Origin of the sequence: Agrococcus sp. DT81.2 (assembly GCF_049844935.1) — a bacterium.
In the GTDB taxonomy this organism is placed as follows: Bacteria; Actinomycetota; Actinomycetes; order Actinomycetales; family Microbacteriaceae; genus Agrococcus.
In genome coordinates this window covers 461,844-483,193 of the sequence record NZ_JBNCLZ010000001.1, presented here as the reverse complement: position 1 = coordinate 483,193, position 21,350 = coordinate 461,844, and the positions used below count along the sequence as shown (strand labels likewise).

The window sequence follows — 21,350 nt, the reverse complement described above, 5'->3', positions numbered from 1 at the left end:
GAGGAGCAGGCGTGACACTGACCGACGACGTCAAGGAGGAGCTCGCGCGGGTGCGCGTGACGCGTCCCCAGACGAAGGCGGCTGAGGTCGCGACCCTGCTGCGCTTCGCCGGGGGGCTCCATGTCATCTCGAGCCGCGTCGCGGTCGAGAGCGAGCTCGACTCCGCGGCCGTCGCCCGCAGGCTCGCGCGCAGCATCCTCGAGCTGTACGGCGTGCGCGCCGAGATCGCGAAGATCTCGTCGTCGTCGAACCGCACGAGCGGCGCCTACCTCGTGCGCGTGATCGCCGAGGGCGAGACGCTCGCACGGCAGACGGGGCTGATGGATGCGCGACGCCGCCCGGTGCGCGGCCTGCCCAACAAGGTGACCACGGGCTCGCTCGAGGACCTCGCCGGCATCTGGCGCGGCGCCTTCCTCGCGCAGGGCACCCTCTCGGATCCCGGGCGCTCCGCCGCGCTCGAGGTGGCGTGCCCGGGCAACGAGGCCGCGATGGCGCTCGTGGGCGCCGCCGGCCGTCTCGGCGTGCCGGCGAAGTCGCGCGAGGTGCGCGGCGCGCACCGCGTGGTCATCCGCGAGGGCGAGCCGATCTCGCGGATGCTGACCACGATGGGCGCGCACGAGACGGTGCAGGCATGGGCGGAGCTGCGGCAGCGCCGCGAGGTGCGCGCCACCGCGAACCGGCTCGTGAACTTCGACGACGCCAACCTGCGCCGCAGCGCGCAGGCCGCGGTCGCCGCGTGCGCGCGCATCGAGCGAGCGCTCGAGATCCTCGGGCCGGAGGTGCCCGAGCACCTCGCGTACGCCGGCCGGCTCCGCCTCGAGCACCGCGACGCGAGCCTCGACGAGCTCGGCCACCTCGCCCAGCCGACCCTCACGAAGGACGCCGTGGCCGGGCGCATCCGCCGCCTGCTGGCCATGGCGGACCGCGCCGCGCAGGACCGGGGGATCCCCGACACCGAGGCAGCAGTCCCCGACGACATCGACGACTGACGCGACGCCCTGCCCGCCGCAAGTCGCGGTGGCTAGGATCGGATGGACCCACCGGCACGGGACCCGTGCCAGAGAGGAGAGCCAGCCATGGCCGTCTACACCCTTCCTGAGCTGCCGTACGACTACGCGGCGCTCGAGCCCCACATCTCCGCGAAGATCATGGAGCTCCACCACGACAAGCACCACAAGACCTACGTCGACGGCGCGAACACCGCGCTCGAGAAGCTCGAGGCGGCCCGCGACGCGGACGACTTCGGCGCCGTGAACAAGCTCGAGAAGGACCTCGCGTTCCACCTCGGCGGACACACGAACCACACGGTCTTCTGGGAGAACCTGTCGGGCGACGGCGGCGGTGAGCCGGACGGCGAGCTGCAGGCCGCGATCACCGAGTTCTTCGGCGGCTTCGGCAAGTTCCAGAGCCACTTCAGCCAGAACGCCACGGCCATCCAGGGCTCCGGCTGGTCGGTGCTCGCGTGGGACTCGGTCGGCTCGCGGCTGAACATCTTCCAGCTGTTCGACCAGCAGGGCAACATCCCCGTCGGCACGCACCCCATCCTCATGCTCGACATGTGGGAGCACGCCTTCTACCTCGACTACCTCAACGTCAAGGCCGACTACGTCAAGGCGTTCTGGAACATCGTCAACTGGCAGGACGCGCAGGCCCGCTTCACCGCGGCACGCACCCAGACCTCTGGCCTCATCCTCCGCTGACCCCCATCGTCACCACGTGACCGGGGCCCCGGGCACCGCGCCCGGGGCCCTTCCCACCCCGACAGTCAGGAACCCATCCCATGACCTTGAAGGTCGCCATCAACGGCTTCGGTCGGATCGGCCGCAACTTCGTCCGTGCAGCGCTTGCCCAGGGCGCTGACATCGACATCGTCGCGGTCAACGATCTCACCGACAACAAGACCCTTGCCCACCTGCTCAAGTACGACTCCGTCGCCGGCGTGCTCGGCCGCGAGGTGTCGGCCGACGAGGGCTCGATCCGCGTCGGCGACGACGAGTTCCGCGGCTTCGCCGAGAAGGACCCCGCAAAGCTGCCGTGGGGCGACCTCGGCGTCGACGTGGTCATCGAGTCGACCGGCCGCTTCACGAAGGTCGAGGACGCCTCGGCACACCTCACCGCCGGCGCGAAGAAGGTCATCCTCTCGGCACCCGCGAAGGGACCGGCCCCCACCTTCGTGATGGGCGTCAACCACGACCAGTACGACCCCGAGAACGACCACGTCATCTCGAACGCGTCGTGCACGACGAACTGCCTCGCCCCGCTCGCGAAGGTCTTCCACGAGTCGTTCGGCATCGAGCGCGGCCTCATGACGACCATCCACGCGTACACGGCCGACCAGAACCTGCAGGACGGCCCGCACAGCGACCTGCGTCGCGCCCGCGCCGCAGCGCTGTCGATCATCCCGACGTCGACCGGCGCCGCGAAGGCCATCGGCCTCGTGCTGCCCGAGCTCAACGGCCTGCTCGACGGCTACGCCCTGCGCGTGCCCGTGCCGACCGGCTCGATCACCGATCTCACGGTGCAGACCCGCGACGGCCTCACCGTCGACGAGGTGAACGCCGCCTACCGGGCGGCCGCCGAGTCGGGCCCGCTCAAGGGCTACCTGCAGTACACCGACGAGCCGATCGTCTCCGCCGACATCGTCGGCAACCCCTTCTCGTCGATCTTCGACTCCGGCCTCACCAAGGTGATGGGCGATCAGGTGAAGATCTCGAGCTGGTACGACAACGAGTGGGGCTACTCCTGCCGGCTCGTCGACCTCGCGGTCCTCGTGGGCTCGAAGCTCTGATCCGCATGGCGATCCGCACGCTCGACTCCCTCGGCGACCTCGCAGGGAAGACCGTCCTCATCCGGTGCGACTTCAACGTGCCGCTGCAGGACGGCGAGATCACCGACGAGGGCCGCATCGTCGCGTCGCTGCCCACCCTTCGCGCTCTGCTCGAGCAGGGCGCGAAGGTGGTGGCGATGTCGCACCTCGGCCGTCCGAAGGGCGCGCCCGAGGCGAAGTACTCGCTCGCGCCCGTCGCGGCGCGGCTCGGCGAGCTGCTCGGCACCGAGGTCGCGTTCGCGGACGACACGGTGGGGGAGGACGCCCAGCGCGTGCGGATCGCCCTGCAGGACGGGCAGCTGGCGCTGCTCGAGAACCTGCGCTTCGACCCCCGCGAGACGAGCAAGGACGCGCTCGAGCGCGCGGCCTTCGCCGCCGAGCTCGCTGCCGGTGCCGACGCGTTCGTCTCCGACGGCTTCGGCGTCGTGCACCGCGACCAGGCGAGCGTCGTCGAGATCGCGGGGGCGCTGCCGAGTGCCGCCGGCCTGCTCGTCGAGCGCGAGCTCGAGGTGCTCTCGCGCCTCACCGAGACGCCCGAGCGGCCGTACGCGGTCGTGCTCGGTGGCTCGAAGGTGAGCGACAAGCTCGGCGTCATCGAGCACCTGCTGCCGCGCGTCGACCGGCTGCTGATCGGCGGCGGCATGCTCTTCACCTTCCTGAAGGCGCAGGGGCACGAGGTCGCGTCGAGCCTCCTCGAGGCCGACCAGCTCGATCGCGTGCGCGGCTACCTCGCGCAGGCCGAGGAGCGCGGCGTCGAGCTGCTGCTGCCGACGGATGTCGTGGTCGCGGCGGCATTCGACGCGGACGCCGAGCACGAGACGGTCGCGGCCGACGCGATCGGCGCATCCCGCTTCGGCGATGCCGGCATCGGCCTCGACATCGGCCCTGACTCGGCCGCCGCCTTCGCCGACGCCATCCGCGGCGCTCGCACCGTCTTCTGGAACGGCCCCATGGGTGTGTTCGAGATGGCGGCGTTCGCGCACGGTACCAAGGCGATCGCGCAGGCGCTCACGGAGGTCGATGGCCTCGCCGTGGTCGGCGGTGGCGACTCCGCCGCCGCCGTGCGGCAGCTCGGCTTCGACGACGCAGACTTCGGACACATCTCGACCGGCGGTGGCGCGAGCCTCGAGTTCCTCGAGGGCGCACGACTGCCGGGTCTCGAGGCACTCGGATGGGAAGGACAGTGATGGCGAACCGCATCCCGCTGATCGCGGGCAACTGGAAGCTGAACCAGGACCACCTGCAGGCGATCGCACTCGTGCAGAAGCTCGCGTGGACGCTGCAGGACGCGAGGCACGACCACGCGGCCGTCGAGGTGGCGGTGTTCCCGCCGTTCACCGACCTGCGCAGCGTGCAGACGCTCATCTCGGCGGAGCGGTTCGAGCTCCGCTTCGGCGCGCAGGACGTCTCGGAGCACGAGTCGGGCGCGCACACGGGCGAGATCTCGGCCGCGATGCTCGCGAAGCTCGAGTGCTCGTACGTCATCGTCGGGCACTCCGAGCGCCGTCAGGACCACGCCGAGACCGATGCGATCGTCGGTCGCAAGGCGGCCGCTGCGCTGCGCCACGGCATCACCCCCATCATCTGCGTCGGCGAGACGGCCGAGGACCTCGAGCAGCACGGCGCCTCCGCCGTGCCCGTGCAGCAGCTGGGCGACGTGCTCGCGGAGCTGCCGGCAACCGGCGAGATCGTCGTCGCGTACGAGCCGGTGTGGGCGATCGGCTCCGGCCAGGCCGCGACCGCCGAGCAGGCGCAGCAGGTGTGCCAGGCGCTGCGGCACGTCATCGCGGAGGTGCGGGGCGACGAGGCGGCGGCCGCGACCCGCATCCTCTACGGCGGCAGCGTGAAGTCGGGCAACATCGCCGGCTTCATGCGCGAGCCCGATGTCGACGGCGCGCTCGTCGGCGGCGCGAGCCTCGACGCGGCGGAGTTCGCGGCCATCAGCCGCTTCCAGCAGCACGTGGGCACCTGACCCGCAGCGTCCGGATCGGCCGATGGGAATCCCTGCGATAGGATGCTCGTTGGACTTGACGCGGGCCGGCACCGATCGTGCAACGGCGCCGCGTATTTCGGCCATGGTCGAAGAATTGAGAAGAGGGCTAGTGGAGATTCTCCAGATCATCATGCAGGTGACCCTCGGCGTCACCTCCGTGCTGCTGACGCTGTTCATCCTGCTGCACAAGGGTCGCGGTGGCGGCCTGTCCGACATGTTCGGCGGTGGCGTCGGAGGCGGGCTCGGCTCGTCGGGCGTCGCTGAGCGCAACCTCAACACGATCACCGTCGGCGTGAGCCTCGCGTGGCTCGCCTCGATCGTCGTGCTCGGCCTCATCACCAAGTTCGCGGGCATCTGATGGCTTCCGGAGGCAGTGCGATCCGCGGCTCCCGCGTCGGCGCCGGTCCCATGGGCGAGCAGGACCGGGGATTCCACGCCGAGCGCGTGGCGATCTCCTATTGGGACGCGATGGGCAACGAGACGGTCCGCTACTTCGCGGCCGATCTCCCCGAGGACGAGATCCCCGAGGTCATCGACTCCCCGTCCACCGGCCTGCCAGCGGGCCGCGACAAGGAGAACCCGCCCCAGGTGGCGAAGAACGAGCCCTACAAGACGCACCTCGCGTACGTGAAGGAGCGCCGCACCCCCGAGGAGGCGGTCCAGCTGCTCGACGAGGCGCTGCAGAAGCTGCGCTCGGCAGAGGGCCGTGGCTGACGCGTCAGCACCATGAACGCCGAAGCGGCCGTCCTCTCTCGAGGGCGGCCGCTTCGCTGTCGGCGCTCGTCCGCCGCTAGTCGGCGAGCCGTCCTGCTGCGGCGTCGTCGAGCAGCATGAGCGTCTCGAGGCGGCCCTCGACCGCCCCGGCGGGCGCCTCGACCGCGCCCGCGCCGCTGTGCGCGAGTGCGACCGCCTCCGCCTTGTCAGCGCCGGCGACGATGAGCCAGACGCGCTCGGAGCCGTTGATCGCGTCGAGCGTGAAGCTGAGGCGCTCCGGCGGGGGCTTGGGGGAGTCGCGCACGGCGATGACCCGAGTGCCGACCTCGCCCACCCCGGGCAGGCCCGGGAAGAGCGACGCGACGTGGGCATCGGGACCCATCCCCAGCAGGGTGAGGTCGATGCCGCCGAGCGCCGCGAGCATCGCCGTCGCGCGCTCCGCGGCGTCGTCGAGCGACCGGCCGTCGGACGCGGGCAGCTCCCGCACGTTGTCGGCGGGGATCGGCACGCGATCGAACAGGGCCTCGCGCGCCTGCCGAGCGTTGCGGTCGGGTGAGTCGGCGGGCACGAAGCGCTCGTCGCTCCAGGTCACGACGACGCGCTCCCAGTCGATGTCGCGATCGACCAGCGACGCGAGCAGCTCGATGCCGACGCTGCCGCCCGTGAGCGCGATGGTCGCCCTGCCCTGCGCGGCGATGCACTCGGCGAGCAGCGCGGCCAGCCGGTCGGCGGTCGCCGCGACGAGCGCGGCGCGGTCGCCCTCGACGATGGCGCGCATCACCGCTCCTCGAGCGTCGAGAGGAGCACCTGCCGGTACATGTCGTCGGCGTCGAGCTTGCGCAGCTCCTCGGCGAGCTGGTCCTCGAGCCCGCGCGTCGACAGCGCGACGTGGTGCGACGGCTGGCCCGGCTGCACCAGCACGCCGACGGAGTCGCGCACCCGCGTGAGCGACGAGTCACCGGTCTCGCGGTGCAGCTCCACCGCGTGCAGCCCGCTGGACCCGACCGGGGTGTCGCCCGCCTCGTGCTTCTCGACCGTGACGCCGAGCCGCAGCTCGAGCCACGCGGCCATGAGGTGCACGCTCGGGTTCGAGAGGTCGCCCGAGACGAGCCCGGATCGCACGGTCTCGAACGGCGGCTGGTCGAGCAGCGCGGCGAGGTGGCCGCGCCAGTTCGTCAGCCGCGTCCACGCGAGGTCGGTGTCGCCGGGTGTGTAGCAGCCGGCGAGCGAGAGCAGCGCGCCGTGCGGGTCCTTCTGCTTGCCCGAGTCGGTGATGCGCCGCTGCGCGATCTGACCGAGCTGCGAGCCCGAGGGCCGGTCGGGCATGAACGACGGCCACCACGCGACCACGGGCGCGTCGGGCAGCAGCAGGCCCTGCACGATGCCGAGCAGGTGCGAGCCGATCTCGCCGTAGCACTGCAGCAGCACGACCTCGCTCGCACCGGCGTCGGCGCCGACGCGCAGCTCGGCGTCGAGGCGCGGCTCCTCGCGCGCGCTGACGTGATCGGGGTTGCGGGAGACGACGATGACGCGCATGGGGTGCTCGCGCGAGGCCGCGTTCGCGGCCCGGATGGCCTCCTCCTCAGCACCGATCTGGGTGTGCACGACGAGCGTGAGCACCCGGCCGAGCGCGACGACGCCGCCCTCGTCACGGATCTCGAGCATCCGCCGCTGCACCTCGGCGGTGGTGGTGCGGGACAGTCGGATGATCACGGTCGCCTCCAGTGCCTGCCGTCGTGTGCGAGCAGGTCGTGAGCGCTCTGCGGCCCCCACGAGCCCGGCTGGTACTGCTCCACCGGCCCGCCCTGCTGGTCCCAGTGCTCCTCGATGGGGTCGAGGATCTTCCAGGAGAGCTCGACCTCCTCGTGCCGGGGGAACAGCGGCGGGTCGCCGAGCAGCACGTCGAGGATGAGGCGCTCGTACGCCTCTGGGCTCTCCTCGGTGAACGCGTGGCCGTAGCCGAAGTCCATCGTCACGTCGCGCACGTGCATGCCGGGGCCCGGCACCTTCGAGCCGAAGCGCATCGAGACGCCCTCGTCGGGCTGCACGCGGATGACGAGCGCGTTCTCGCCCATCGTGCGCATGTCGGATGCGTCGAAGAGGTACTGCGAGGCGCGCTTGAAGATGATCGCGATCTCGGTGACGCGGCGGCCGAGGCGCTTGCCGGCCCGCAGGTAGAACGGCACGCCCGCCCATCGGCGCGTGTCGACCTCGAGCTTGATGGCCGCGTACGTCTCGGTCGCGGAGTCGGGGCGCATGCCCTCCTCCTGCAGGAAGCCCTTGACGTGGGCGCCGCCGTGCCAGCCGGCGTCGTACTGGCCGCGCGCGGTCGACTCGTCGAGCGGCAGCGGCACGCGCGCAGCGCGCAACACCTTCTCCTTCTCGACCCGCAGGTCGCGCGCGTCGAAGGAAACGGGCTCCTCCATCGCGGTGAGCGCGAACAGCTGCAGCAGGTGGTTCTGGATCACGTCGCGAGCTGCGCCGATGCCGTCGTAGTACCCGGCGCGACCGCCGACGCCGATGTCCTCGGCCATGGTGATCTGCACGTGGTCGATGTGGTTGGCGTTCCAGATCGGCTCCCACAGCTCGTTCGCGAAGCGCAGCGCCAGGATGTTCTGCACCGTCTCCTTGCCGAGGTAGTGGTCGATGCGGAAGACGCTGTCGGTGGGGAACACGGACTCCACGACCGCGTTCAGCTCGCGGGCGGAGGCGAGGTCGTGGCCGAACGGCTTCTCGATCACGACGCGGCGCCAGCGGCCCTCCACGGACTCGGCGAGCCCGGAGCGCTTGAGCTGCTGCGTGACGAGCGGGAACGCGTTCGGCGGGATCGACAGGTAGAACGCGTGGTTGCCCATCGTGCCGCGGGTCTCGTCGAGCTCGGCCAGCACGTCGACGAGCCGGTCGAACCCGGCGTCGTCGTCGAAGTCGCCCTGCACGAAGCGGATGCCCTCGGCGAGCTGCCGCCATGCGGCCTCGCGGAACGGCGTGCGGGCGTGCTGCTGCACGGCCTCGCGCACGACGTCGGCGAACTGCTCGTGCGTCCAGTCCCGGCGGCCGAAGCCGACCAGGCCGAAGCCCGGCGGCAGCAGGCCGCGGTTCGAGAGGTCGTAGACGGCCGGCAGCAGCTTCTTCCGCGCGAGGTCGCCGGTGACGCCGAAGAACGTCATCGCGTTCGGTCCGGGGATGCGCGTGAGGCGGTGGTCGGAGGCGTCGCGCAGGGGGTTCTGGCCGGCCGCGATCGTCGCTCCGGGAGCGGGCGCGGGCGCCGCGTCGACCGGGGCCGCAGGCGCGGCCCCGGTCTTCACGTCGGTCATCGCCTGGTGAGGGCGAGGAGCCGGTCGAGGCCCTCGTCGAGGTCGTCGAGCGTCAGTGTCAGCACGGGCCGGCCGTGCTCGGCGAGCACGCTCGCGTCGCCGGAGGCCTGCGCCTGGATGAGCTGCCCGAAGGTGAACGGCCGCCCGGGGATCTCGAGGTCCTCGTGCGGCTGACCGAGCAACTGCAGGAAGACGCCGTTCGGCGTGCCGCCCTTGTGGTACTGCCCGGTGGAGTGCAGGAATCGCGGTCCCCAGCCGAACGTCACCGGCCGGCCCGTGCGTGCGGCGAACGCAGCGCGGAGGCGCTCGAAGCGCGGCTGCCCGATGCGGTCGAGGTACGCGTGCACGGCGAGGTAGCCGCCGTCGCCGAGCTGCGCGAGCAGCGCGTCGACGGATGCCTCGAGCGAGTCGAGCGCGACGTCGGCGGTGCCGCGGATCTCGACCCCGGCATCCACCGCCACGGGCGCCGCCGCCGGCTCGAGGGCGTCGAGCAGGCCGCGGGCGGCGATCTTCGCCGACTCGACGTCGGGCTGGTCGAACGGGTTGATGCCCAGCAGGCGGCCGGCGACGGCGGTCGCGAACTCCCACACGAGCAGCTGCGCGCCGAGCGTGCCGGCCACCTCGACCTCGCCGTGCGCGACGTCGCGCGCCTCGCGCGCGGAGCCGACGAGGCGCACGACCTGCAGGTCGGGCAGCTCCGCCGAGAGCTCCGGTGCGTCCTTCTCGAGCACGACGGGCAGGATGCCGACGCCGTCCTTGCCGGTGGACTCGGCGATGAGCTGCTCCGCCCACTCGCCGAGGCCGACGATGTGCGTGCCGTCGGTCACGATGCCGAGCTTGTCGCGCAGCGGTCGCGTGCCCGCGATCACTGCCGCGAGCCGCAGGCCGGGGTTGTCGTCGGCGTCCTCGCTGATCTCGGGCAGCGCGGCGATCGCCTCGTCGAGCAGCTCGCGCACGTCGACGCCCGCGAGGCCCGTCGGCACGATGCCGAAGGCCGTGAGCGCCGAGTAGCGGCCGCCGACGTTCGGGTCGGCGTTGAAGACGCGGTAGCCGGCTTTGCGGGCGTCGGCGTCGAGCGGCGATCCCGGATCGGTGACGACGATGATGCGCTCGACCGGATCGATGCCGGCCTCGCGGTAGGCGGCCTCGAAGGCGCGCCGCTGGCTGTCGGTCTCGAGCGTCGAGCCCGACTTCGACGAGACCACGAGCGCGGTGCGCTGAAGGCCGTCGCGGAGCGCCCGCCGCACCTGCCCGGGCTCGGTCGAGTCGAGCACCGTGAGGTTCACGCCCTCGGTGCGGGTGATGACCTCTGGCGCGAGCGATGAGCCGCCCATGCCGGCGAGCGCGATGCGGTCGACGCCGCGCAGCCGCAGCTGCTTGCGGAGCGCCTCGATGTCGTCGACGAGCCCGCGGGTCTCGGCGGCGGCCTCGACCCAGCCGAGCCGGATCGACGCCTCGGCCTCGGCGGCCTCGCCCCAGAGCGACGCGTCGCCGGAGACCAGCCGACCGGCGACGCCGTCGGCGACGAGCTGCGGCACGACCCGCTCGATCGCCTCCTTGGCGGCGCCGGAGGCGGTGAGGATGAACGTCATCGGTCCGTCTCCAGGTGGCCCTTGACCGTCTCGACCAGCTCTGCCCACGAGGCGTCGAACTTCTCGAGGCCCTCGGTCTCGAGCAGCTCGACGACCTCGACGTACGAGACGCCGACGCCCTCGAGCGCGTCGAGCAGCGCGCTCGACTCGTCCTGGCGGCCGGTCACGGTGTCGCCGGCGATCGTGCCGTGGTCGGCGAGCGCCTCGAGCGTCTTCTCGGGCATCGTGTTGACCGTCTGCGGCGCGACGAGCTCGGTGACGTAGAGCGTGTCGGGGAGCGAGGGGTCCTTGACGCCCGTGGAGGCCCACAGCGGCCGCTGCGTGTTCGCGCCCGCCTCGAGCAGCGTGAGCGCCCGCTCGGTCGCAAACGTCTCCTGCCACGCCCGGTACGCGAGCCGCGCGTTCGCGAGGCCGGCCTTGCCCTTGAGCGCGGTCGCCTCCTCGGTGCCGATCGCGTCGAGGCGCTTGTCGATCTCGCTGTCGACGCGCGACACGAAGAACGATGCGACGGAGTGGATCTTCGAGAGGTCGTGACCCGCCTGCTGCGCGCGCTCGAGGCCGGTGAGGTAGGCGTTCATGACGTCGCGGTAGCGGTCGAGCGAGAAGATCAGCGTCACGTTGACGCTGATGCCCTCGCCGATCGTGGCGGCGATCGCCTCGAGGCCCTCCTGGGTGGCGGGGATCTTGATGAGCACGTTGTCGCGCGCGACCCGCTCGTGCAGCATCTTCGCCTGCGCGATGGTGCCGGCCGTGTCGCGGGCGAGGCCCGGCTCGACCTCGATCGAGACGCGGCCGTCGACGCCCTTCGTCGCCTGGAAGACGGGGGCGAACAGGTCGCACGCGTCGGCGACGTCCTTGGTCGTGAGCGCCGTGATGACCTCGTCGACGCTCGCATGCTGAGCGGCCAGCTCGACCACCGCGGCCTCGTACGTGTGGCCGTTCGCGATCGCGTTGGCGAAGATCGTCGGGTTCGTCGTGACGCCGACGACGTTGCGCTCCTCGATGAGCCGCGCGAGCGATCCGCTCGTGAGCCGCTCGCTCGAGAGGTCGTCGAGCCAGATGCTGACGCCCGCGTCGCTTAGTGCCTTCGTGTTCTCGTTCATGTGTCTGCCTCCTGGCCCGCTCAGCGGACCGCGTCGATGGATGCGCGAGCCGCCTCGACCACGGCTTCCGCCGTGAAGCCGAACTCGCGGAAGAGCGTCTGCCAGTCGGCGCTCGCGCCGAAGTGGTCGATGGCGACGGTGCGGCCGGCGTCGCCGACGATCCCGTGCCAGGTGAGGGCCGAGCCGGCCTCGACCGAGACGCGGGCGCGCACCGCGGCCGGCAGCACCGACTCGCGGTACTCCGCCGACTGCTCGGCGAACCACTCGAGCGACGGCGCAGCGACGACGCGCGTCGCGATGCCGTCGGACTGCAGCTGCTCGCGGGCCGCGAGGGCGAGCTGCACCTCGGAGCCGGTCGCGATCAGCAGCACCTGCGGCTCGCCGCCCGTCGCCTCGGCGAGCACGTACGCGCCCTTCGAGACGTTCGACGCGTGTGCGAGCGTGTCGCCCTCGGCGTCGCCGTCGCCGCGCTCGAAGACCGGCAGGTTCTGGCGGGTGAGGGCGATGCCGACGGGGCGGTCGCGGCGCTCGAGGATCGTCTTCCACGCCCACGCCGTCTCGTTGGCGTCCGACGGGCGGACGACCTCGAAGCCGGGGATGGCGCGGAGGGTCGCGAGCTGCTCGACCGGCTGGTGCGTCGGGCCGTCCTCGCCGAGCGCCACGGAGTCGTGCGTCCACACGTGGATGGGGTGCACGGCCATGAGCGCGGCCAGTCGCAGCGCGGGGCGCTGGTAGTCGCTGAAGATGAGGAAGGTGCCGCCGTAGGGGCGGGTCGGGCCGTGCAGCACGATGCCGTTGAGGATCGCGGCCATCGCGTGCTCGCGGATGCCGAAGTGCAGCGTGCGGCCGGCGGCGGATGCGTTCGGCCATGCCTTCGTCGCGTGCTGCGAGGGCGCGAAGGAGCCCTTGCCCTCGAGCGTCGTGTTGTTCGACTCCGCGAGGTCGGCGGAGCCGCCCCAGAGCTCGGGGATGACGTCGGAGAGCGCGTTGAGCACCTTGCCGGACGCGGCGCGCGTCGACACCTCGGTGCCCGCCTCGAACACGGGCAGCGCGGCCTCGACGCCGTCGGGCAGCTCGCCCGAGAGCAGCCGGTCGAGCAGCGCCTTCTTGTCGGCGTTCGCGGCAGCCCACGCGTCGAAGCGCTCCTGCCATGCGCCGCGAGCGGCCGCGGCGCGCTCCGCCGCGTTGCCCCGCGTGTACTCGAGCACGGCGTCGTCGACCTGGAACGACTGCTCGGGGTCGAACCCGAGCACCTCCTTGAGCGCCGCGACCTCGTCGCCGCCGAGCTTCGAGCCGTGGATCTTGCCGGTGCCCTGCTTCGTGGGCGCGGGCCAGCCGATGATGGTCTTGAGGATGATGAGGCTCGGCTTCGTGGTCTCGGCCTGCGCCTGCGCGATCGCGTCGTGCAGCGCCTCGACGTCCTCGACGTACTCGTGCGAGGTGGGGTCGTCGCCCTCGCGCCACGAGACCTCGAGCACCTGCCAGCCGTAGGCCTCGTAGCGGCCCTTCACGTTCTCGGTGAAGGCGATGTCGACGTCGTCCTCGATCGAGATCGCGTTGGAGTCGTAGATGGCGATGAGGCGGCCGAGCTCGTGGTGGCCGGCGAGCGAGCCGGCCTCGCTCGTGACGCCCTCCTGCAGGTCGCCGTCGCCGGCGATCACGTAGGTGTAGTGGTCGAACGGGCTCTCGCCGTCGGGCGTCGACGGGTCGAGCAGCTCGCGCTCGAAGCGCTGCGCGTAGGCGAAGCCGACGGCCGAGGCGAGACCCTGGCCGAGCGGGCCGGTGGTGATCTCGACGCCCTTGGTGTGGCCGTACTCGGGGTGGCCGGGGGTCAGCGAGCCCCAGGTGCGGAGCGACTCGAGGTCGCTCTTCTCGAGGCCGGAGCCGGTCAGGTAGAGCTGGATGTACTGCGTCAGCGACGAGTGGCCGACGGAGAGGATGAAGCGGTCGCGCCCGAGCCAGCGCTCGTCGGCCGGGTCGCGATCCATCACCTTCTGGAAGAGCAGGTGCGCGACCGGCGCGAGGCTCATCGCCGTGCCGGGGTGTCCGTTGCCGACCTTCTCGACGGCATCAGCCGCGAGCACTCGTGCCGTGTCGACGGCCTGCTGGTCGGTGGTGGTCCATTCGAATGCCAAGGAGGCTCCTTCATCTGGCGGCACGGAGCCGCGCACGGTGCGGACGGTTGCGACCCGTCCAGCATAGTGAGCGACCGCATCCTGACCGGGTGCGAGTCCCGCAAGGTGACGCTGCGAGTCAGATAGGATGAGGGTTGGCCTCGGCCCCCCACCCGCACTCTCGAACGGAACCTGCTGCATGTCGAACGCGTCCTCGCCCGGCGTCTCGACACCTCCGATGGTGGGGGAGCGCGAGCGGTCGCGCTTCGCGGTGAAGGCAGAGGCGTACGTCGCCCTCACGAAGCCGCGCGTGATCGAGCTGCTGCTCGTCACCGCGCTGCCGACGATGTTCCTGGCCGCCGGCGGCGTGCCCCCGATCGGCGCGCTGCTCGCGACGCTGCTGGGCGGCTTCCTGAGCGCGGGCAGCGCGAACGCGTTCAACATGATCCTCGACCGCGACATCGACCGCGTGATGCACCGGACCAAGCGCCGCCCGCTCGTCACCGGCACGCTGTCGGTGACCGAGGCGCGCGTGTTCGCGTGGACGCTCGCGGTCGTCTCGACGCTCGTGCTCGGCATCTTCGCCCACTGGCTCGCAGCGGCGCTCTCGGTCGCAGCGATCGCGTTCTACGTGGTCATCTACACGATGCTGCTGAAGCGCCGCACCGAGCAGAACATCGTCTGGGGCGGCATCGCCGGCTGCTTCCCGGTCGTGATCGGCTGGGCCGGCGTGACGGGCTCGCTCGACTGGCCCGCCTGGATCCTGTTCACGCTCGTGTTCCTGTGGACGCCGGCGCACTACTGGCCGCTGTCGATGAAGTACCGCGACGACTACGAGGCGGCGGAGGTGCCGATGCTGTCGGTCGTGCGCGGCCGGCCCATGGTGGGCATCCAGGTGATCCTCTACGCGTGGGCGTCGCTGGCGTGCACCCTGCTGCTGATCCCGGTCGCCGGCATGGGGCTGCTCTACTCGGGCGTCGCGATCGTGGCGGGCGGCTGGTTCGTCGTCGAGGCGCACGGTCTGTACGCCCGGGCGATCCGAGGTGCGCGCGAGGTGCGCGCGATGCGCGTCTTCCACGCCTCGAACACCTACCTGACGCTCGTGTTCCTCGCGGTCGGCATCGACCCGCTGCTGCCCTTCTAGCGAGCATCGCGCACCGCTCAGCGGGGCGGTAGGGTCACGGCATCGTCGACTCGAGCGAGGTCGCATGCTGCTGATGCTCCTGTGCGGCGCCCTGCTGGTCGCGGGCGTCGTGATCGCACTCCTCTGGGGCGGCGAGCCGCTCGTCGAACCGCGTCCTTCCTCGGACGCAGCACGTCCGCGACTCGCCGCGCTCGGGACCTACGCGCGCTGGTGTGCACTGCTCACCCTTGCGGGCACCGCCTCCGGCATCCTCATCGTCGGCGCCGGCGGACGGCTCGCCATGCGCCTGCTCGCCTCCACATCGCCCTCCGCGACCGGCCGGAGCACCGAGGGGCTCGCGGTGGTCGGCGACATCACGATCGAGGGCACGCTCGCGTTCGTGGCGTTCGGCGCGCTGCCGCTCGCCTTCGTCGCCGCCGCCGCCTATCTGCTCGCGGCGCCGTGGCTGCCGCGCGGGCGGCTCGCCGGTCCGGCGCTCGGGGTCGTCCTGCTCGTCACCGGTTCGCCGTTCGTCGACCCGCTGCGCGCGGACAACCGCGACTTCGACCTGCTCGGACCCGGCTGGCTCGCGGTGGCGGTCTTCGCGATGCTCGCGCTCCTCCAGGGGATGGCGGTCGCGGCGATCTGCGGGCGCGTCAGCCGTGCACTCGCCTCGGATTCGGAGCGGGCCCGCGGCGGCACCGCCGCAGCGCTCGTGCCGGCCGTCGTGCTCGTGCCCGTCGGCGTGGTGCTCGCGCTCGGAGCGCTCGTCGTCGCCGCGCTGCCGCGAGCGCTCCCGAGCGTCCTCGCGGCCCGCAGCGCTCCGCGCGGCATACTGCTCGGCCGGGTGCTGCTCGCCGTGGCTGTCCTCGCGGCTGCACCCGCGTTCATCGGTGCCGTCGTGTCGATCTCGACGCGGTGACGCGTGCGTCAGACGGTCGAGCAGCCGCAGCAGCCGCCGGCGTGGAGCGCCCCGCTGCTGCCCTGCTGAGCGGTCAGCGCACGCGGTGCTTGAAGCCGCGGTGCGAGCCGACGAAGCCGAGGCGCTCGTAGAAGCGGTGCGCGTCGGCGCGCTGCTCGTCGGACGTCAGCTGCACGAGCGCGGCGCCGGTCGCCTCGGCGGCGGGACCCATGGTCCAGCGCAGCATCGCCGTGCCGAGGCCGCCGGAGCGGTGGGCAGCCGCGACGCGCACCGCTTCGACGAGCAGCCGCGTGGCGCCGCGGCGAGCGAGCCCGGGGATGCGGGTCAGCTGCATCGTCGCGGCCAACTCGCCGCGCGCATCGACCGCCACGACGATCTCGTTCGAGGGGTCGGCGACGGCATCGTCGAAGGCTGCGCGGTAGTCGCCCGCAGCCTCGGGGGCGTCGGACTCGCCGCGCGCGGCCGCGATCGGGTCATCCGCGAGCAGCGCGACGATCGAGCGGAGGTCGTCCGGCGCCGCGCGGCGCAAGCGGTATCCGGGGCGCGACAGGTCGACCGGGAGCGGGAGGCTCGAGATCATCGTCACACCCGGTCGAGCATCTGCAGCAGGCGTCCCTCCCGGAGCGCCCACGGGCTGACGTCGAGCTCCTTCACGCCGAAGGCCCGCATCGTCTCGGACAGCACGATGCCGCCGGCGACGATCTGGAACGTGCGGTCGGGCGTGATGCCGGGCAGCGCCGCGCGCGAGCCCGCGTCCATGCGGGCGAGCCGCGGCACCCAGTCGTCGAGCTGCGCGCGGGTGAGCACGGCCCGGTCGCCGTCGCCGACGCCGGGCAGCACGTTGCCGGCGAGGCGCGCGAGCGACCGGATGGTCTTCGACGAGCCGATCACGTGGTCGGGCTTGCCGTGCGGTTTCACCTGCGCGACGGCGTCGTCGAGCACGGCCTTCGCGTAGAGCCGCAGCGCGCGCTGGTCGGCGGCGTTCGGGGGATCGGCGTGGAAGAAGCCGACGGTGCTGCGGCCGGCGCCGAGCGGCACCGAGAGCGCGATCGCAGGCTCCTCCTCGGCGCCGGAGGCGATCTCGAGGGAGCCGCCTCCGATGTCGAGCAGCAGGATGCGGCCAGCGGACCAGCCGAACCACCGGCGCACGGCGAGGAAGGTGAGCCGGGCCTCGTCGGCGCCCGAGAGGATGTCGAGCGTCACGTCGGCCTCGCGCTCGATGCGCGCGACCACCGACTCGCCGTTCGCCGCCTCGCGCAACGCGCTCGTCGCCATGACGACGAAGTCGTCGAGCGGCTCGCTGCGGGCGATCGCGGTGCACTCGCCGATCGCCGAGAGCAGCGCCTCGACGCCCTCGTCGCTGATCGACCCGTCGTCCTGCAGGTAGCGCATGAGGCGGAGCGTGAGCTTGTGGGACCGCTGGGGGACGGGCCTGCCGCCCAGCTGCACGTCGACGATGAGCAGGTGGACGGTGTTCGAGCCGATGTCGAGCACGCCGAGGCGCGCGCCGTGCTGGACGGCGCCGATCGCACCGTCGACCGGGCGAGTGGAGGTCATGGAGGCGATCCTGCCATCACGCGTCGACGCGACCGCGCACGGGCGCCTGCACCGGGCGCGCATCCGTCGGCGCGGATGCGCGCAGCGAGAGCACGACGGCGACGGCGATGGCGGTGGTGATGACCGACAGCAGCATGTGGATGCCGACGAGCCCGATCGGCAGGCCGGTGCGCGACTGCACGATGCCGACGACGATCTGCACGAGCACGGCGCCGAGCAGCGCGAGCGTCCAGCCGAGGTGGCGGCGAGGGCCGCGCATGGCGGCCGCGACGACCACCGCGACGACGAGCACCGCGAGCACGTAGCCCGGCCATGCGTGCACGTGCTGCATGACGGCCGGGTCGAGGCCGTTGCGCGCCGCGCCGCCGTCGCCCGCATGTGGGCCCGAGCCGGTCGTGAGCACCCCGACGAGCACGACCACGGCCAGCACCGCTGTCATCGCGTGCACGAGCGCCGACTGCCATCGCGGAGCGATGCGAGGGCCAGCGGGCCCGGTGACGACGCGCCACGCGAGGGCCGCGGCGACTCCGACGAGCACGACCGAGAGGATGAAGTGGATGCCCACCGTGTCGGGGCGCAGCGACATCCAGACGACGACGGCGCCGATGAGCGCCTGCGCGACGGTGAGGCCCAGCACGACCGCGGCGAGCGCGACGATGGTGCGGCCTGCCCGCTTGCGGATGGCGAGCACGAGCATGACGATCGCGATCACGACGACGATGCCGCCCCAGACGCGGTTCGAGAACTCGATGATGCCGTGGATGCCCTGCTCGGGCACGGGCGTGAACGACTCGGGCGTGCAGTTCGGCCACTCGGAGCAGCCGAGGCCGGATCCCGTCAGCCGCACGGCGCCGCCGGTGCCGACGATCACGATCTGCGACACGAGCGTCGCCCATGCCGCGACGAGCAGGCCGCGCGAGCGCTCCAGCAAGATGCACCTCTCCTCAGCCGTTCGCGATAGGATGTGAGGGAGCCCATCGGCTCCGAACCCCCGTGCCGCTGATCGCGGCGAGGCATGTGCGAAGGCCATTCAAGTATGGCCGACGCGGCGGTTCGGATCCGCGCGGAATGCCGAGGAGCACCGCCGGGTTGCAACCAAGGATGGAAGGGGGAGCGATGTCTGACGTCCTGATCGACCGGCCCGAGCTCGAGAGCCTGGGACAGTACGAATTCGGCTGGCACGACTCCGATGAGGCCGGTGCCGTCGCCAAGCGAGGCCTGAGCGAAGCGGTGGTCCGCAACATCTCGGAGCTGAAGAGCGAGAGCGACTGGATGCTCGAGCGACGGCTCAAGGGCCTGCAGCTGTTCGAGCGCAAGCCCATGCCGACGTGGGGTGCCGACATCTCCGGCATCGACTTCGACAACATCAAGTACTTCGTGCGGTCCACCGAGCGCCAGGCGCAGACGTGGGAGGACCTCCCCGAGGACATCCGCAACACGTACGACCGGCTCGGCATCCCCGAGGCCGAGCGCAGCCGCCTCGTCTCCGGCGTCGCGGCGCAGTACGAGTCCGAGGTCGTGTACCACCAGATCCAGGAGGACCTGGAGGCGCAGGGTGTCATCTTCATGGACACCGACACGGCGCTGCGCGAGCACCCCGAGTTCTTCGAGGAGTACTTCGGCACGGTCATCCCGTCGGGCGACAACAAGTTCGCCGCGCTCAACACGGCGGTGTGGTCGGGCGGCTCGTTCGTCTACGTGCCGAAGGGCGTGCACGTCGAGATCCCGCTGCAGGCCTACTTCCGCATCAACACCGAGAACATGGGCCAGTTCGAGCGCACGCTCATCATCGCCGACGAGGGCTCGTACGTGCACTACATCGAGGGCTGCACGGCGCCGATCTACTCGTCCGACTCGCTGCACTCCGCGGTCGTCGAGATCATCGTGAAGAAGAACGCCCGCGTGCGCTACACGACGATCCAGAACTGGTCGAACAACGTGTACAACCTCGTCACCAAGCGCGCCATCGCTGAAGAGGGCGCGACGATGGAGTGGATCGACGGCAACATCGGCTCCAAGGTGACGATGAAGTACCCGTCGATCTACCTCGTGGGCGAGCGCGCCAAGGGCGAGACGCTCTCGGTCGCCTTCGCCGGTCCGGGCCAGCACCAGGACGCCGGCGCGAAGATGATCCACATGGCGCCGTACACGACGTCGTCGATCGTCTCGAAGTCGATCGCGCGCGGCGGTGGCCGCGCCGGCTACCGCGGCGAGGTGCGGGTGGACGCGAACGCGCACCACTCCGCGAACAGCGTGGTCTGCGACGCGCTGCTCGTCGACACCATCTCGCGCTCCGACACGTACCCGGCGATCGACATCCGCGTCGACGACGTCGTGCTGGGCCACGAGGCCACGGTCTCGAAGGTCAGCGAGGAGCAGCTGTTCTACCTCATGTCGCGCGGTCTCGAGGAGACCGAGGCGATGGCGATGATCGTGCGCGGCTTCATCGAGCCGATCGCCCGCGAGCTGCCCATGGAGTACGCGCTCGAGCTCAACAAGCTCATCGAGATGAGCATGGAAGGATCCGTCGGTTGATGACTGCGACAGACACGACCCCCGCCCCTCAGGGCGCCGTGGCCGCGCCGGCCGCGCCCGTCGTCCCCATCCAGACCCGCTCCGAGCGGCCCACGTCGTTCGAGCCCGCCGATTTCGGCGTTCCGACCGGCCGCGAGGTGAACTGGCGGCTCTCCGACGTGCGCCGCCTCGCGCCGCTGTTCGTCGACGAGGAGACCGAGACCGGTGACCCCGGCATCGACTACGGGGTGGAGGCGCTCGTCGAGCGCGGCCTGCTCGTCGAGTCGAACGGGCTCGACGCCCCCGTGCGCGGCGAGATCTTCCGCCCCGAGGACGTCATCAGCGCGATCGCGTGGAAGCGGTCCGAGAACGCGCTGCACGTGCGCCTGCCCGAGGGCAAGGAGCAGCCCGAGCCGGTCATCGCCCGTCTCCACGGCACCGGCGCCGACCGCCACGCGAACGGCCACATCATCATCGAGGCCATGCCCGGCTCGATCGGCACGATCGTGCTGCACCACTCGGGCTCGGCGCGCTATGCGCAGAACCTCGAGATCATCGTCCGTGAGGGCGCGCGCCTCACGGTCATCTCGGTGCAGGACTGGCAGGACGACACCGTCCACGCCGCGACGCACCAGGCGGTCGTCGGCGACGGCGCGTTCCTCAAGCACATGGTCGTCTCGTTCGGCGGCGGCGTCGTGCGCGTGAACCCGTCGATGCGGCTCGCGGGTCACCGCGCCGAGGGCGAGATGTACGGGCTGTCGTTCGCCGACGCCGGCCAGCACATCGAGAGCCAGGTGTTCATGTTCCACGAGGGCACCGACACGCGCGGCAACGTGCTCTACAAGGGTGCGCTGCAGGGCATCGGCGCGCGCTCGGTCTGGGTGGGCGACGTCCTCATCGGCCGCGGCGCGACCGGCACCGACAGCTACGAGAAGAACCAGAATCTCGTGCTCACCGACGGCGCCCGGGCCGACAGCATCCCGAACCTCGAGATCCAGACCGGTGACATCGCCGGCGCCGGCCACGCATCCGCGACCGGTCGCTTCGACGACGAGCAGCTCTTCTACCTCGAGTCCCGCGGGATCGACGAGGAGGAGGCCCGTCGCCTCGTCGTGATCGGCTTCCTGATGGAGATCGTGCAGAAGATCGGCGTGCCCGAGATCGAGGAGCGCCTGGCAGAGGCGATCGAGGAGGAGCTGCGTCGCGGCGCCGGCCTCGCCCCGGCGACGAAGGCTGGGGCATGACGGCACAGCGCGCCTGCGGCGTGGGCGACGTCGCCGTGAGCGCGGCCATGAAGGTCGAGCTCGACGGCATCGCCGTCGCGATCGTGAAGGACTCGTCCGGCGCGATCCACGCGATCGGCGACACCTGCACGCACGGCGAGATCTCGCTCTCCGAGGGCTTCGTCGAGGACGAGGCGATCGAGTGCTGGGCGCACGGCTCGCAGTTCGCGCTGCGCACCGGCAAGCCCATGAACCTCCCGGCCTACGAGCCGGTACCGGTGTTCCCCGTGACCATCGACGGCGACGACGTGCTCGTCGACGTGCAGAACCCCCTGAATCAGCATTGACACCCCT

General features: G+C 71.5%; 21 protein-coding genes. 12 read left to right on the top strand and 9 right to left on the bottom strand.

Annotation, left to right across the window (positions count from 1 at the left end; translation table 11 throughout):
- Positions 1–11: 11 nt before the first annotated feature.
- The 7 genes from whiA (at position 12) to ACLQ21_RS02320 (ending at position 5,534) form a co-directional block, all read left to right on the top strand.
- Positions 12–989: a DNA-binding protein WhiA gene (whiA, locus tag ACLQ21_RS02350; protein WP_425661067.1), complete on the top strand. Its 978-nt coding sequence runs from the start codon at positions 12–14 to the stop codon at positions 987–989.
- 87 nt (positions 990–1,076) lie between these two features.
- Positions 1,077–1,700, top strand: a complete 624-nt coding sequence (locus tag ACLQ21_RS02345; RefSeq protein ID WP_425661065.1) for a superoxide dismutase — start codon at positions 1,077–1,079, stop codon at positions 1,698–1,700.
- An 80-nt stretch (positions 1,701–1,780) separates the two neighbouring features.
- Positions 1,781–2,788 carry a type I glyceraldehyde-3-phosphate dehydrogenase gene (gap, locus tag ACLQ21_RS02340; protein WP_425661063.1) on the top strand — a complete coding sequence of 336 codons (1,008 nt, stop codon included), beginning with the start codon at positions 1,781–1,783 and terminating at the stop codon, positions 2,786–2,788.
- A gap of 5 nt (positions 2,789–2,793) precedes the next feature.
- A complete protein-coding gene (locus ACLQ21_RS02335) occupies positions 2,794–4,014 on the top strand; it encodes a phosphoglycerate kinase (RefSeq protein ID WP_425661061.1) in 1,221 nt (406 codons plus the stop codon).
- Positions 4,014–4,799, top strand: coding sequence for a triose-phosphate isomerase (gene tpiA, locus ACLQ21_RS02330; protein WP_425661059.1), 786 nt, complete (start codon positions 4,014–4,016; stop codon positions 4,797–4,799). Before ACLQ21_RS02335 ends, tpiA begins: the two co-directional genes overlap by 1 nt.
- 130 nt (positions 4,800–4,929) lie before the next feature.
- Complete coding sequence (secG, locus tag ACLQ21_RS02325; RefSeq protein ID WP_425661057.1) at positions 4,930–5,178, top strand: preprotein translocase subunit SecG; 249 nt, start codon at positions 4,930–4,932, stop codon at positions 5,176–5,178.
- Complete coding sequence (locus tag ACLQ21_RS02320) at positions 5,178–5,534, top strand: RNA polymerase-binding protein RbpA (RefSeq protein WP_425661055.1); 357 nt, start codon at positions 5,178–5,180, stop codon at positions 5,532–5,534. The genes secG and ACLQ21_RS02320 overlap by 1 nt, the downstream gene beginning before the upstream one ends.
- A 76-nt stretch (positions 5,535–5,610) precedes the next feature.
- Here the strand turns inward: ACLQ21_RS02320 and pgl are convergent, their stop codons facing one another.
- The 6 genes from pgl to tkt are packed head-to-tail and all read right to left on the bottom strand — an operon-like array spanning position 5,611 to position 13,678.
- Complete coding sequence (gene pgl / locus ACLQ21_RS02315; RefSeq protein WP_425661053.1) at positions 5,611–6,312, bottom strand: 6-phosphogluconolactonase; 702 nt, start codon at positions 6,310–6,312, stop codon at positions 5,611–5,613.
- Positions 6,312–7,247, bottom strand: a complete 936-nt coding sequence (locus ACLQ21_RS02310; RefSeq protein WP_425661051.1) for a glucose-6-phosphate dehydrogenase assembly protein OpcA — start codon at positions 7,245–7,247, stop codon at positions 6,312–6,314. Before ACLQ21_RS02310 ends, pgl begins: the two co-directional genes overlap by 1 nt.
- Positions 7,244–8,848 carry a glucose-6-phosphate dehydrogenase gene (gene zwf, locus ACLQ21_RS02305; RefSeq protein WP_425661049.1) on the bottom strand — a complete coding sequence of 535 codons (1,605 nt, stop codon included), beginning with the start codon at positions 8,846–8,848 and terminating at the stop codon, positions 7,244–7,246. Before zwf ends, ACLQ21_RS02310 begins: the two co-directional genes overlap by 4 nt.
- Positions 8,845–10,440 carry a glucose-6-phosphate isomerase gene (locus ACLQ21_RS02300; RefSeq protein ID WP_425661047.1) on the bottom strand — a complete coding sequence of 532 codons (1,596 nt, stop codon included), beginning with the start codon at positions 10,438–10,440 and terminating at the stop codon, positions 8,845–8,847. The genes zwf and ACLQ21_RS02300 overlap by 4 nt, the downstream gene beginning before the upstream one ends.
- Positions 10,437–11,543, bottom strand: a complete 1,107-nt coding sequence (tal, locus tag ACLQ21_RS02295) for a transaldolase (RefSeq protein ID WP_425661045.1) — start codon at positions 11,541–11,543, stop codon at positions 10,437–10,439. The genes ACLQ21_RS02300 and tal overlap by 4 nt, the downstream gene beginning before the upstream one ends.
- Before the next feature lie 20 nt (positions 11,544–11,563).
- The gene (tkt, locus tag ACLQ21_RS02290) at positions 11,564–13,678 is read right to left on the bottom strand and encodes a transketolase (RefSeq protein WP_425661043.1); all 2,115 of its coding nucleotides are present in this window, start codon (positions 13,676–13,678) and stop codon (positions 11,564–11,566) included.
- Between the two features lie 217 nt (positions 13,679–13,895).
- Here tkt and ACLQ21_RS02285 point away from each other — a divergent pair, with 217 nt between their 5' ends.
- Entirely contained in the window at positions 13,896–14,801 is a 906-nt protein-coding gene (locus tag ACLQ21_RS02285) for a heme o synthase (protein WP_425661407.1), read from the top strand.
- Between the two features lie 64 nt (positions 14,802–14,865).
- Positions 14,866–15,702, top strand: a complete 837-nt coding sequence (locus ACLQ21_RS02280) for a hypothetical protein (RefSeq protein ID WP_425661041.1) — start codon at positions 14,866–14,868, stop codon at positions 15,700–15,702.
- A gap of 73 nt (positions 15,703–15,775) precedes the next feature.
- Here the strand turns inward: ACLQ21_RS02280 and ACLQ21_RS02275 are convergent, their stop codons facing one another.
- The 3 genes from ACLQ21_RS02275 to ACLQ21_RS02265 are packed head-to-tail and all read right to left on the bottom strand — an operon-like array spanning position 15,776 to position 18,190.
- Positions 15,776–16,282 (bottom strand): GNAT family N-acetyltransferase, encoded by a 507-nt coding sequence (locus tag ACLQ21_RS02275; RefSeq protein ID WP_425661039.1) that lies wholly within the window; start codon positions 16,280–16,282, stop codon positions 15,776–15,778.
- Between the two features lie 2 nt (positions 16,283–16,284).
- Complete coding sequence (locus ACLQ21_RS02270; protein ID WP_425661038.1) at positions 16,285–17,259, bottom strand: Ppx/GppA phosphatase family protein; 975 nt, start codon at positions 17,257–17,259, stop codon at positions 16,285–16,287.
- Between the two features lie 16 nt (positions 17,260–17,275).
- Positions 17,276–18,190 carry a COX15/CtaA family protein gene (locus tag ACLQ21_RS02265; RefSeq protein WP_425661036.1) on the bottom strand — a complete coding sequence of 305 codons (915 nt, stop codon included), beginning with the start codon at positions 18,188–18,190 and terminating at the stop codon, positions 17,276–17,278.
- Positions 18,191–18,375: 185 nt separating this feature from the next.
- On the opposite strand from ACLQ21_RS02265, the gene sufB reads away from it, so the two are divergent.
- Genes sufB through ACLQ21_RS02250 form a run of 3 tightly spaced genes read left to right on the top strand, consistent with a single transcriptional unit; the run spans position 18,376 to position 21,343 of the window.
- Positions 18,376–19,794 (top strand): Fe-S cluster assembly protein SufB, encoded by a 1,419-nt coding sequence (sufB, locus tag ACLQ21_RS02260; protein ID WP_425661034.1) that lies wholly within the window; start codon positions 18,376–18,378, stop codon positions 19,792–19,794.
- Positions 19,794–21,017, top strand: coding sequence for a Fe-S cluster assembly protein SufD (gene sufD, locus ACLQ21_RS02255; protein ID WP_425661032.1), 1,224 nt, complete (start codon positions 19,794–19,796; stop codon positions 21,015–21,017). Before sufB ends, sufD begins: the two co-directional genes overlap by 1 nt.
- Positions 21,014–21,343, top strand: coding sequence for a non-heme iron oxygenase ferredoxin subunit (locus ACLQ21_RS02250; RefSeq protein WP_425661030.1), 330 nt, complete (start codon positions 21,014–21,016; stop codon positions 21,341–21,343). Before sufD ends, ACLQ21_RS02250 begins: the two co-directional genes overlap by 4 nt.
- Positions 21,344–21,350 lie beyond the last annotated feature (7 nt).